We start from the raw sequence: 12469 nt of genomic DNA on the forward strand, positions 1-12469 counted from the left end.
CCCGGCGCCGGCTTCTCGAAGCTCGGGATGAGCAGCTCCTGCCCCACGGAGAGGGTGCGCGGATCATCGATCCCGTTGGCCTCGGACAGCTCCTCCACGGTGATGCCGTAGTTCTTGGCGATCCGGTACATCGTCTCGCCCGGGGCCACCGTGTGCCGGACGGAGATGAGCTCCGGCTCCGGGTGGGGCTCGCGCAGCTCTCCGAGCACCAGGGGAGGTGCTTCGGGGGCGGGCTCGGCGGAGGAACGGGCGCCGGCCTTCGGCACCACCGCACAGCCCGTGGTGCCGAGGAGCGCGAGCAGCACGAGGAGCGCTGGCCGCGCCCGACTGGCCCCCGCCCCCGCCAACTTCAGCCGCCTCCCTTGTCCACGTCGAAGCGCGGGAAGCCCTCGAGGGACCAGCCGGCCAGCTCGGCCATGCTCCGCGTGTCGGTGAGCTCGAAGTGGAGCGGCGTCACCGAGATGCGCCGCTCCAGGTGGACGGCGTTGCAGTCGCTGCCGGGGATGTCCTCGTGCTCGTAGGAGGTGCCGCCAATCCAGTAGTACTTGCGACCGCGCGGATCCTCCTTCTCCACCACGTCATACCCGTACGAGTGGCGGCCCAGCCGGGTGATGGCGTAGCCCTGGGGCTCCCCCTGGGGGATGTTGACGCTCAGCAGCATCCGCGGGGGCAACTGGGGCTGGGCGAGCGCCGCCGCCACCAGCGAGCGGGCGAAGCGCGCCGCGTGCTGGAAGTCGAACGGCGCGCGCGACACGAGGCTGAAGGCGATGGACGGAATGCCCAGGAACGCCGCCTCGCGGGCCGCCGCCACCGTGCCCGAGTAGTTGACGTCGTCGGCCAGATTGGACCCGTGGTTGATGCCGGACACCATGATGCGCGGGCGATCATCCTTCATGAGGTGATGGATCGCCAGATACGCGCTGTCCGCCGGGGTGCCGTCCACGGCGAACCAGTGCTCGCGCACCTCGGTGATGCGCAGGGGGCGGTTGAGGGAGATGGAGTGCGAGGCCGCGCTCTGCTCGCGGTCGGGCGCCACCACCCACACCTCCCCCAGCGGGCTCACCGCCTCCACCAGGGACCGGAGGCCGTCGGAGAAGTAGCCGTCGTCGTTGGAGACCAGGATGCGGGGTTTCTTGTCGGCCACGTCTCTCTCGTTTCCCTACTGCTTCGCCTGCAGGCCCTTGATCGCCTTCATACCGCCGTAGCGCGCACCGGCGCCCAGCTCCTGCTCGATGCGCAGCAGCTGGTTGTACTTGGCGACGCGGTCTGAGCGCGAGGCCGAGCCCGTCTTGATCTGCCCGCAGTCGAGCGCCACGGCCAGGTCGGCGATGGTGGTGTCCTCGGTCTCGCCCGAGCGGTGGCTCATCACCGAGGTGTAGCCGGCCTTGTGGGCCATGCGCACCGCCTCGAAGGTCTCCGTGAGGCTGCCAATCTGGTTCACCTTCACCAGGATGGAGTTGGCCACGCCGCCCTGGATGCCGCGGCCCAGGCGCTCCACGTTGGTGACGAAGAGGTCATCGCCCACGAGCTGGATCTTGTTGCCCAGCGCGTCGGTGAGGCGCTTCCAGCCCTCCCAGTCGTCCTCGGCCATGCCGTCCTCGATGGAGACGATGGGGTAGCGCGACACGAGCTGCTGGTAGTAGTCCAGCATGCCGGCCCCGTCGAACTCCTTGCCCTCGCCCTTGAGGCGGTACTTCTTGGAGCCCTTGTCGAAGAACTCGCTGGCGGCCACGTCCAGCGCGAGGAAGATCTGCTCGCCGGCCTTGAAGCCCGCCGCGGAGATGGCCTCCATGATGAGCTTGAGCGCCTCCTCGTTGGCCGGCAGGTCCGGGGCGTAGCCGCCCTCGTCGCCCACGCCGGTGGCCAGCTTGCGGCCCTTGAGGATCTTCTTCAGCGCGTGGAAGATCTCCGCGCCCCAGCGCAGGCCCTCGGAGAAGGTGGGAGCGCCGGCGGGCACCACCATGAACTCCTGCACGTCCACGCGGGTGTCAGCGTGGGCGCCGCCGTTGAGGATGTTCATCAGCGGCACCGGCAGGGTGCGAGCCTGGGCGCCGCCCACGTAGCGGTAGAAGGGCATGCCAAAGGCGTCGGCCGCCGCGCGCGCCGTGGCCATGGACACCGCGAGGATGGAGTTGGCGCCCAGCTTGCTCTTGGTGGGCGTGCCGTCCATCTCGATCATCTGCATGTCCACCGCGTGCTGATCCGCCGCGTCCATGCCCACGAGCTCGGGGGCGATCGTCTCCATGATGTTGGTGACGGCCTTGCGCACGCCCTTGCCCAGATAGCGATCCTTCTCCCCGTCCCGCAGCTCGAGCGCCTCATGCTCACCGGTAGAGGCCCCGGACGGCACCGCCGCACGACCCTTGCCCCCGCCCGCCAGCAAGACCTCGGCTTCCACGGTGGGGTTGCCGCGGGAGTCCAGCACTTCACGCGCCACGATTTGAGCGATCTCGGTCATGGCGCGGGTTTCTAGAGGACGCCTCCGGCCCTCGCAAGCCTGCTCGACAACGAGACTGCTACACTGTCGACCCCCTGAAGCCCCGCCCGCCCTCCCATGCCCCCGCGACGACCCAACGCCCCCGCTCCTGATCCGCACCCGCGCCTGCGCAGCCGAGGCGCGCTCCTGGGCCTCTCCGTGGGGGACGCGCTCGGTATCCCCTTGAAGTCACGGCGCCTCGTGGCCCCCCTCTTCCCCCAGCTCGCGGATGGGCCCTACCGGGAGCTGAAGGGGGGTGGCCCCTTCGAGCTGCGGCGTGGCCAGGTGGGAGAGAGTGGCCAGCAGGCAGGCGTTCTGGGCGCGGGCCTGCGGGAGCTCGGGTGCTACGACGCGGACGAGATGCCGCGCCGCTACCTCACCTGGCAGGGGCAGGCCCCCGGCATGAGCGACGCCACCCGCGAGGTGATGACCGAGCTGGCCGAGTCCGGCCTGCCCCGGGCGACGGCCGCCCGCCGGGTGTGGCTGCGCGGCTTCCGACGCGGGGCCAGCAACGGCAGCCTCGCGCGCACCGCCCCCATTGGCGTCTTCTTCCACAAGGACACCCAGGCGCGGGTGCAGGCCTCGCTCGCGGACTCCGCGCTCACGCACTTCGACCCGTGCTGCCAGCTCGCATGCGCCGCCCTCAACGGCTCCATCTCGCACGCCATCACCGCGGGCGCGAAGCTGAAGGTGGAGGACCTCCTCACCGCCGCGGTGAGCGGACTGTCCCTGGCCAGCGCGTCGCTGGGCCGCTCGGCCGCCGAATTCGTCCAGGAGGTGTCCGCCGCCACCGCCGCCCTCAAGGAGGACCTGGCCGCCGCGCAGCGGGACGACCCGATGCTCTACGGGCCGGAGCTGCACCTGCACCTGAAGCCGGACCACGTGCGGGTGGCCTTCCGGCTGGCCTATTGGGAATTGCTCCACGCCCCCAGCTTCGAGGCGGGGGTGGTGGACGTGGTCAACCGGGGCGGAGACGCGGATGCGAACGGGGCCGTCGCCGGAGCGCTGCTGGGCGCCTTCCACGGCGAGGAGGCGATTCCTTCCGAGTGGCGGCAGGGAGTGCTGGAGGCGCTGGGGCCGGCTGGCTCGGGGCCGCTGAGCACCACCTGGCACCCGCGGCACCTGCTGCTGCTGGCGCTGGACTGAGGCCCGCCTCGGAGCGCGGACAAGAGAAGGCCCGCGTGGGTCGTCCCGTGTCCGAGGGACGTCCATCGCGGGCCTGTGACCGCGGGCGGAGCGCTGGCTCAGCCCAGCATGTCGATGATGACGACGCCGCGCTGGGGCTTCTCGTCGTCCTCGGCGTCCGAGCGGCGCCGGGGGCGCTCCTCGGGCACGGGCAGTGGAATCTCGAGCGCGGGCCGATCCCGCTCTTCCCGGTTCCGTTCCCGGCGCTTGATTTCCTCGATGATGAAGGCGTCGAGCATGGGTTTGCTTTCTCCACTGAGCCTACGTACCCCGATGTACGCCCGCCACCCGCTCCCGGTTTCCTGCCACCGCCTCGGCTTCAAAGTCCTTCAGATGCAAAGTAAGGGCCCTGGTTCCTTTCTGGGGACGCGCCAGCAACCTCGTCCGCTTGCTCGTCCACCCTCCGACAGCCGAGCCCGACGAAGCGTCCGTCAGCCGAAGTGCTTTTAACCCCCAGATGCCCAGAATGTTGACTGGATTCTAATCCAGCCCGCGTGCCCCGCAAGCAGTCCAACCGATTGGAGCCCCCGGCACATCCGGAGTGACGGGGTTGGCGGGACCTGGAGCCGGTCCCCGCCTGCCCCCCCGGTCGCTCTGGGGGGGGCTTGCCGCGGGGGGTGAAGACGTCAGGCGCCCTCGGCCCGGCGTTTGACGGCCTCCAGCATCTTCGGCAGCGACTGGTCCACCAGGGCGCTGAGGATGGACTTGGGTACCAGGGGACCCACGGCCACCTCCACGTTGTAGGTGACCTTGGTGCGGCCCTCGCCTTCCGGCTCCAGCACCCAGCTGCCCTTGTTGTCCTTCATCACCTCGCCCTCCACGAAGGACCAGGACATCCGCTGGGGACGCTCCTCGCGGGCGAGGATGGTGTAGCGGATGGTCTTGATCTTGAAGTCCACCTCGTAGTGGATCTTCACCTCGTTGCCCTTGCGATCCGAGGTGCGGATCTTCTTCACCTCGGTGAGCCACTCGGGGTAGCGGTCGTAGTTGATGATGACGTCGTAGACCTTCTCCTGGGGGGCGTTGACGACGATGCTCCGGGAAGCGCCAGGCATGGTGCGAGTCTCCTCGGTGGGGGTGCTCTAGAAGTTATAGCCGGGCTTCTTGTCGAACTTGTGCCGAGACTGGATGAAACGCACCGTCCCCGTCTTGCTGCGCATCACCACCGAGTGCGTCTCGCACCCGCTGCCGAAGAAGCGCACGCCGCGCAGGAAGTCACCCGTGGTGACGCCGGAGGCGGCGAACATCACCTCGCCGCCGGCCAGCTCCTCGGCGGTGTAGATCTTCGACATGTCGGTGATGCCCATGCGCTTGGCGCGAGCGATCTCATCGTTGTTGCGGGGCACCAGGCGGCCCTGCATGTCGCCGCCCACCGAGCGGATGGCCGCGGCGGCGATGACGCCCTCGGGGGCCCCGCCGATGCCCATCAGCACGTCCACGCCCGCGTCCTCGAAGCAGGTGGAGATGGCACCGGCCACGTCCCCGTCCTCGATGAGGCGCACGCGCGCGCCCGCGGACCGCACCTCCTTGATGAGGTCCGCGTGCCGCTCGCGGTCGAGGATCATCACCGTGAGGTCCGCCACGTAGACCTTCATCTTCTCCGCGATGGAGTGGAGGTTCTCGGTGGGGGAGCGGCGCAGATCGATGGCGCCCTTGGCGCGCGGGCCCACGGCGATCTTCTCCATGTAGGTGTCCGGCGCGTTGAGCAGCATGCCCTTGCCGGCCATGGCCACCACGGAGATGCTGCCCGGGCGACCGTAGGCGCACAGGTTGGTGCCCTCGAGCGGATCCAACGCAATGTCCACCTCGGGGTCCTCCGGATTGCGCCGGCCCACCTTCTCGCCGATGTAGAGCATGGGGGCCTCATCGCGCTCGCCCTCGCCGATGACCACCGTGCCCTGGATGTGCAGCGCGTCGAACGCCCGGCGCATGGCGTCCACGGCGGCCTGATCCGACTCGTTCTTGTTGCCGCGGCCCATCAGACGGGCGGAGGAGATGGCCGCCATCTCGGTGACGCGCACGACCTCCATTGCCAGGTTGCGATCCATTGTGGGTGTCTCCTTGAAACGAACTGAAGAAGTGGGAACTCAGGGTTCTTCGTGCAACAGGCGGACGACGGCGTCCGGCAGCCGGGTGGGCTTGCCCTCTCGGCTCACACAGGCGTGGACGGTGCGTCCGGTACACAGGGGGGTATCCGCGCCCCCCTCTCGAAAAATCTCGTAGCTGAAAGTCAGCGACACCCGCTTTACCTCGCTCACGCGGGTGCGGACGAGCAGGACGTCCTCATAGCGGGCGGGCGACTTGTAGGAGGCAGTAGCCTCGACCACGGGCAGCATCAGCCCCTCGCGCTCCACCTCGCGGTAGCTGCCTCCGCGGGAGCGGAAGTACTCGCTGCGGGCGAACTCGAAGTAGCGGAAATAATTGGCGTAATACACGACCCCCATCTGGTCCGTGTCGCCGTAAATCACTCGAAGTCGTGCCTCGACCATGGGTCGCGGCGACCGTAACAGGCGAGTGTCCGACCGGAAAGCATGGGGGCCGGGAGTTGGTTGCTTCTGAGCACGGGGCGTGGAGGATCGGTTTCCCCATGTTCCGCCCCCTCCCCTTCCTGCTGCTCCTCCTCGCCGTCCCCGCCCTGGCGAAGCCACCCCGGCTGACGCTCTTCATCACCGTGGACGCGATGGGCACGGACCTGCTGCTGCGCAACAAACCGCGCCTCAAGGGCGGGCTGCGTCAGCTCATCGACTCGGGAGCCTTCTACCCGTATGCGGAGTATGCGTACGCCAAGCCGCGCACGGCGCCGGGCCACGCCACGCTGGCCACCGGCGCCAACCCGTGGCGCCACGGCATCGTGGACAACCGGATCATCAACCGGGCCACCGGCAAGCCCGAGCGCGTCTTCCCGGACCCGGCGCACCCGGTGCTGGAGGCGCCCCTGTCCAATGAGGACGTGAGCCCGGCCAACCTCATGGCCGAGGCGCTGGCGGACAGGCTGCGGCTGTCCACGCAGGAGCGCGGCAAGGCGATCGCGCTCTCGGGCAAGGCGCGCTCGGCCATCCCCCTGGCCGGGCGTCTCGGGCAGGCCTACTGGTACGACGAGACGGTGGGGAAGTTCGTCACGGGCACCTGGTACACGAAGGAGCTGCCCGGCTGGCTGAAGGACTTCAACGCGAGCAACCCGGCCGAGGCCTGGTTCGGCAAGCCCTGGGAGCTGGTGCAGCCGCGCACCGAGTACCTCGGTGAGGACGATCGGCCCTACGAGGGCGACCATTACGGGCTGGGGCGCACCTTCCCCCATCCGCTCACCGGAGGCCTGAACGCGCCCGGCCCCCATGCGTACACCGCCTTCGCCATCTCCCCGTTGGCGATGGACCACGTGGTGCGGGCCGCCCGGGCCGCCGTCGCGGGCGAGGAGCTGGGCAAGGACGACGTGCCGGACCTGCTCGCGGTGAGCTTCAGCGCCACGGATCGCGTCTTCCACCAGTACGGGCCCACCTCGTGGGAGATGCAGGACGCGCTCTTCCGGCTGGACAAGGCGGTGGGGGACCTGGTGGCCCTGGCCGAGAAGGCCGCGGGGGGCCGGGCCAACCTTCTCGTGGTGCTGTCGGCCGACCACGGTGGCGCGACGGTGCCCGAGCAGTGGGCCGCCTCGGGGGTAGCCGCCGAGCGCGTGGACCCGACCGCCCTCTCCAAGGGGCTGACCGAGGCGCTGCGAGCCCAGTTCGGCGGAGACCTCACCGCCACCGTCGAGGAGCTGGACGTGTACCTGGGGGGCAAGACGCTGGAGGGCGGCAAGGTGGATGGCGCGGCGGTGCGGCGGGCCACGGCGACCTGGCTGGGGAAGCATCCGGCCGTCTCCCTCGCGGTGACGCGGGATGACCTCTACACGGCGCCGGACGTGGCGGGACTGGTGGAGCCCCTGCGGCGTGGCTACTACCCGGGGCGCAGCGGCGACGTGCTCTTCGTGGTGAAGCCCTTCCACGTCATCAGCGCCGACACCACCGGCACCAACCACGGCACCCCCTACGCATACGACCGGCAGGTGCCCGTCATCCTCGCGGGCAAGGGGGTGAAGCCGGGCACGTACCCGCAGGAGATCAGCACCACGGACGTGGCGCCCACCGTGGCGGCCCTGCTGGAGATGGGGGTCCCCGCTTCCGCCGAGGGGGTCCCCCGCTACGAGGCGATCACCGTCGGCCGCTGAGCGGCCGGGCTACTGCCCCTGGACGATCTCCAGGGACAGGTCCATGGCGCGCGCCGAGTGGGTGAGCGCGCCCATGGACACGAAGTCCACCCCGAGCTTCGCCAGGCGCGGCAGGCGCTCCAAGGTGATGCCGCCGGAGACCTCGAGCGGGATGCGGCCGGCGGTCAGCTCCACGGCGCGACGGATCTGCTCGTCGTCCATGTTGTCGAGCATCACCACGTCCGCGCCCTCCTCGAGCGCCTCGGCGAGCTGCTCGAGGTTGGTGACCTCGATCTCGACCTTCACGAGCTGAGGGGCGTTGGTGCGGGCACGGCGGAGTGCCTCGCGCACGGAGCCGCCCACGGCCGCGATGTGGTTGTCCTTGATGAGGACGCCATCGAAGAGACCGAAGCGGTGGTTGAAGGCGCCCCCGGCCTTCACGGCCTGCTTGGACAGCGAGCGCATGCCGGGCGCTGTCTTCCGCGTGTCGAGGATGCGCAGCTTCGTCCCACGCACCACGGCCATGACCTGGTGGGCCATGGTGGCCATGCCCGAGGTGCGCTGGACGATGTTGAGGGCGGTGCGCTCGGCGGTGAGGAGCGCGCGCATGCGCCCGCGCACCCGGGCCACCATGGCCTTGGACTGGACCTCCTGCCCATCGCGCGCGAGCAACTCCACGTGGACGTCCGGGTCCACGCGCTGGAAGACGCGAGCGAAGGTGTCCAGCCCGGCGAGGACGAGCTGCTCCTTGGCGATCAGCTCGGCGGTGCCCTGGGCGTCCACGGGGACGAGGGCTTCGGTGGTGATGTCCCCCGCCGCCCCGAGGTCTTCCTCCAGGGCGAGCGAGATGAGGCGATCCAGGAAAACGTCCATGCGAGTCGCGTCTCCGAGTGAGGTCAGCGGCGGGCCTTGGCTACACGGGAGGCCGCCGACTTCTTCCGGGCGGGGCCCTTGCTGGCCGCGGGCTTCACCTTCGTCTTGGCCGAGCCCCGAGCAGGCACCTTGGCCTTCGGCGCGACCTTCTTCGCCGGGGCCTTCTTGGCCGCCGCCTTCTTCGCGGGGGCCGCCTTCTTCGCCGGAGCCTTCTTGGCCGCCGCCTTCTTCGCCGGAGCCGCCTTCTTCGCCGGGGCCTTCTTGGCCGCCGCCTTCCTCGTGGGGGCCACCTTCTTGGCCGCGGCCTTCTTCGCCGGAGTCGGAGCCGTCTTCTTCGCGGGAGCGGCCTTCTTGGCGGAAGTGGCCTTGGCCTCGGGAGCGGCCCGGGTCTTCCCCGCGCCCGGGGCGATACCCGCCTGGGTCGGCTCCGGCGGCGGATCCGCTACAGGGCCCTCGGCGAGGCCAACCTCGTGGACGTCCTCGTCCTCATCGTCCTCCTCGGTCTCGACGATCTCGGACTCGACGACACTCGGCTCGGCCTTGACGAGCTCCGCCTCGGCGTCCGCCTTGCTGGCCTTGGCCTCGGAGGGGCGGGCAGGCGCAGGCTCTTCGTCAGCACTCGTCGGCTCCGCCTTCTTGGCGGGAGGCGTGGTGGACTCCGGGGCGAGCCGGGTCAAGTTGTCCTGCAGCTTGGCGACGCGCGCCTCCAGCTCCTCGACGCGGGCCTTGTCCTTCTCCACCACGTCCGGGGGCGCCTTGGCGACGAAGTTGGGGTTGTCCAGCTTGCGCTTGATGCCACCCAGCTCCTGCTCCGAGCGGGTGATCTCCTTGCGCAGGCGCTCGCGCTCGGCGTCCACGTCGATGAGACCGGCCAGCGGGACGAAGACCTCCATCTGCGGGCCCACGAAGGCCGCGGACAGGGGCGGCTTGGCCGCCGGCGGACCGACGTGGAGCTCTCCCAGGCCGGCCAGCGGCATGAGGTAGCGGCGCCAGCGCTCGAGCAGCTCGCGGGTGCGCGCGTCCGGGCTCTGCACGTACGCGGTGATGCGGGCCGCGGGCGACAGGTTGCTCTCGCCACGGATGTTGCGCAGGCCCTCGATGGCGGTGATGACCGGCCCCATCTCCCCCTCGGCGGCGGCGTCCTCGAGCGCCACGTCCGGCTCGGGGTACGCGGAGATGCAGATGGACTCAGCCGGCCGCGACATGGGCAGCTTCTGCCAGATCTCCTCGGTGATGAACGGCATGAACGGGTGGAGCAGCCGCAGGATGCGATCCAGGCAGTAGACGAGCACCGCGCGGGTGTTGTCCTTGGCCTTGGCGTCCTCACCGTAGAGCGAGCTCTTGGCCAGCTCGATGTACCAGTCGCAGAACTCGGACCAGAGGAACTGGTAGAGCGTGGAGGCGGCCTCGCCGAAGGCGTAGGCGTCCAGCGACGCGCGGGTCAACGCGGTGGCGCGCTGCAGGCGCGAGAGGATCCACCGGTCCGCCAGGGTGAGCTCGCGCTCCTGGATGGGCCGCGCGTCCAGCTGGAAGTCGCCCATGTTCATCAGGGCGAAGCGGCTGGCATTCCACAGCTTGTTGGCGAAGGCCTTGTAGCCGGCCACGCGGTCCAGCGAGAGCTTGATGTCGCGGCCCTGCTGGGTGAGGGCGGCCAGGGTGAAGCGCAGCGCGTCCGCGCCGTGGGGCGGCATGCCTTGGGGGAACTTGTTGCGCAGGTTCTTGGCGAGCTGCTCGGGCGGAGCGCCCAGGATGATGTCCAGGGGATCGATCACGTTCCCCTTCGTCTTGGACATCTTGTCGCCCTTCTCGTCGCGCACCATCGCGTGCAGGTAGACGGTGCGGAAGGGCACGTCCTTCATGAAGTGCAGGCCGAACATCATCATCCGGGCGACCCAGAAGAAGAGGATGTCGTGGCCCGTCTCCATGACGGAGTTCGGGTAGAAGGTCTTCAGATCGGGGGTCTGCTCGGGCCAGCCCAGGGTGCTGAAGGGCCACAGGCCGGAGGAGAACCACGTGTCGAGCACGTCCGGATCCTGCTCCACGCGCGAGCCCTGGCACTTGGGGCACTTGTCCGGGGCCTGCCGCGCGACGAGGGGCTCGGCACGCGAGTAGTCGATGCCGCCGGTGGCCTCCAGGCGCGGGCTGCAGTCCGCGCAGTACCAGGCCGGAATCTGGTGGCCCCACCAGAGCTGGCGGCTGATGGTCCAGTCGTGGATGTTGCGCATCCAGTGGAAGAAGGTGTTGGTCCACGACTCGGGGACGAACTTGGTGCGGCCCTGCTCCACCGCCTCGATGGCGGGCCTGGCCAGGGGCTCGATCTTCACGAACCACTGCGGAGACAGGCGCGGCTCCACCACGGTGGCGCAGCGCTGGCAGCCGCCGATGGACAGCTTGTGCGGCTCCTCCTTCTCCAGCAGGCCCTGGGCCGTGAGGTCCTCGAGGATCTGCTTGCGCGCGGCGAAGCGATCCATGCCGGCGTACGCACCGCCCTCCTTGTTGATGCGCGCGGCCTCGTCCAGCACGTTGATCATGGGCAGGCTGTGCCGCAGACCCGTCTGGTAGTCGTTGAAGTCATGGGCCGGCGTCACCTTCACCACGCCGGTGCCGAAGGCGGGATCCACCAGCTCGGCGTCGGCGATGATGGGGATCTCCCGGCCGGTGAGCGGCAGCACCACCGACTGGCCAGCGAGCCCCTTGTAGCGCTCGTCCTCGGGGTGGATGGCCACGGCGGTGTCGCCGAGCATCGTCTCGGGGCGGGTGGTGGCGACGGTGAGCTTCCGGTCGCTGCCCTTCACCGGGTACTGGATGTGCCAGAGCGAGCCCTGCTTCTCCTCGTGATCGACCTCCAGGTCGCTCAGCGCGGTGTGGCACGAGGGGCACCAGTTGATGAGCTTCTGGGCCCGGTAGATGAGGCCCTCCTCGTGCAGCCGCACGAAGACCTCGCGCACGGCGGCCGAGACGCCCGGATCCATGGTGAAGCGCTCGCGGCTCCAGTCCAGGCTGGAGCCGAGCACCTTCTGCTGCTCGTTGATGCGCTGGCCGTACTTCTTCTTCCACTCCCAGACGCGCTCGAGGAACTTCTCGCGGCCCAGGTCATGGCGGGACTTCTTCTCCTTCTCCTTGAGCTCGCGCTCCACCACCATCTGCGTGGCGATGCCGGCGTGGTCCGTGCCGGGCAACCAGAGGGCGTTGAAGCCGCTCATGCGCTTCCACCGGATGAGGATGTCCTGGATGGTGCCGGTGAGCGCGTGGCCCAGGTGGAGGCTGCCCGTCACGTTCGGCGGCGGCAGCACGATGCAGAAGGGAGGCTTGTCGGAGGTTGCCTCGGCGCGGAAGTAGTTCCGCTCCATCCAGTGGGCATACCAACGAGCCTCGACCTCCTTCGGGTCATAGGCCTTCGGAAGTTCGGTCGTGTCGGTCATTGGAAATGACAACAGGCCCACGCGGGCCGGTGGAGGAGAACCGGCCCGACGTGGGCCGGTCGGTGTCCAGAAGCAAGGGTACGGCGACTCGAGCTCAGTGCTTCGTCTCTCGATCCTTGATCAACCGCTCCAGCTCCTCGCGGATGATCGTCTCGGCCAGCTGGGGTACGACCTCCCAGGCGATCTTCTCGATGACCTCGCGAGAGGCCTTCGAGAGCGCATCGCGCAGCAGCGCCTCGCCCCCATCCGCGGCGGGAGCGGGACGCGCATGCACGGCGGGAGCCGGGGTGGGCGTCGGAGCCGGAGTCGGCACCTCGGGCTCATCGAGCG

General features: G+C 69.4%; 11 protein-coding genes and 1 pseudogene. 2 read left to right on the forward strand and 10 right to left on the reverse strand.

Annotation, left to right across the window (positions count from 1 at the left end; translation table 11 throughout):
* From VF697_RS35885 to eno, 3 genes are all read right to left on the reverse strand, one after another.
* Positions 1-347 (reverse strand): LysM domain-containing protein (locus VF697_RS35885; RefSeq protein WP_331102219.1); only part of this gene is annotated, 347 nt, incomplete at its 3' end.
* Positions 348-349: 2 nt separating this feature from the next.
* Entirely contained in the window at positions 350-1144 is a 795-nt protein-coding gene (surE, locus tag VF697_RS35890) for a 5'/3'-nucleotidase SurE (protein ID WP_331102221.1), read from the reverse strand.
* A gap of 15 nt (positions 1145-1159) precedes the next feature.
* A complete protein-coding gene (gene eno / locus VF697_RS35895; RefSeq protein WP_331102223.1) occupies positions 1160-2458 on the reverse strand; it encodes a phosphopyruvate hydratase in 1299 nt (432 codons plus the stop codon).
* Between the two features lie 96 nt (positions 2459-2554).
* Here eno and VF697_RS35900 point away from each other — a divergent pair, with 96 nt between their 5' ends.
* Positions 2555-3622: an ADP-ribosylglycohydrolase family protein gene (locus tag VF697_RS35900; protein ID WP_331102225.1), complete on the forward strand. Its 1068-nt coding sequence runs from the start codon at positions 2555-2557 to the stop codon at positions 3620-3622.
* Positions 3623-3720: 98 nt separating this feature from the next.
* Here VF697_RS35900 and VF697_RS35905 read toward each other — a convergent pair whose 3' ends face one another.
* From VF697_RS35905 to VF697_RS35920, 4 genes are all read right to left on the reverse strand, one after another.
* The gene (locus VF697_RS35905) at positions 3721-3900 is read right to left on the reverse strand and encodes a hypothetical protein (protein WP_331102227.1); all 180 of its coding nucleotides are present in this window, start codon (positions 3898-3900) and stop codon (positions 3721-3723) included.
* Positions 3901-4287: 387 nt separating this feature from the next.
* Positions 4288-4716 carry an SRPBCC family protein gene (locus VF697_RS35910; protein WP_331102229.1) on the reverse strand — a complete coding sequence of 143 codons (429 nt, stop codon included), beginning with the start codon at positions 4714-4716 and terminating at the stop codon, positions 4288-4290.
* A 27-nt stretch (positions 4717-4743) separates the two neighbouring features.
* The gene (gene glpX, locus VF697_RS35915) at positions 4744-5709 is read right to left on the reverse strand and encodes a class II fructose-bisphosphatase (RefSeq protein WP_331102231.1); all 966 of its coding nucleotides are present in this window, start codon (positions 5707-5709) and stop codon (positions 4744-4746) included.
* A 39-nt stretch (positions 5710-5748) separates the two neighbouring features.
* Entirely contained in the window at positions 5749-6150 is a 402-nt protein-coding gene (locus VF697_RS35920; RefSeq protein WP_331102233.1) for a thioesterase family protein, read from the reverse strand.
* 98 nt (positions 6151-6248) lie between these two features.
* Between VF697_RS35920 and VF697_RS35925 the strand changes: the two genes are divergently transcribed.
* A complete protein-coding gene (locus VF697_RS35925; RefSeq protein ID WP_331102235.1) occupies positions 6249-7865 on the forward strand; it encodes an alkaline phosphatase family protein in 1617 nt (538 codons plus the stop codon).
* Positions 7866-7874: 9 nt separating this feature from the next.
* Here the strand turns inward: VF697_RS35925 and nadC are convergent, their stop codons facing one another.
* The 3 genes and pseudogenes from nadC to VF697_RS35940 all read right to left on the reverse strand — a co-directional run.
* The gene (gene nadC / locus VF697_RS35930) at positions 7875-8717 is read right to left on the reverse strand and encodes a carboxylating nicotinate-nucleotide diphosphorylase (protein WP_331102236.1); all 843 of its coding nucleotides are present in this window, start codon (positions 8715-8717) and stop codon (positions 7875-7877) included.
* 23 nt (positions 8718-8740) lie between these two features.
* Positions 8741-12139: a valine--tRNA ligase gene (locus tag VF697_RS35935; protein WP_331102238.1), complete on the reverse strand. Its 3399-nt coding sequence runs from the start codon at positions 12137-12139 to the stop codon at positions 8741-8743.
* A gap of 94 nt (positions 12140-12233) precedes the next feature.
* Positions 12234-12469 (reverse strand): annotated as a pseudogene (locus tag VF697_RS35940) (response regulator); the annotation flags it as partial.

The organism is Archangium sp. (assembly GCF_036388035.1).
Classification (GTDB): domain Bacteria; phylum Myxococcota; class Myxococcia; order Myxococcales; family Myxococcaceae; genus Archangium.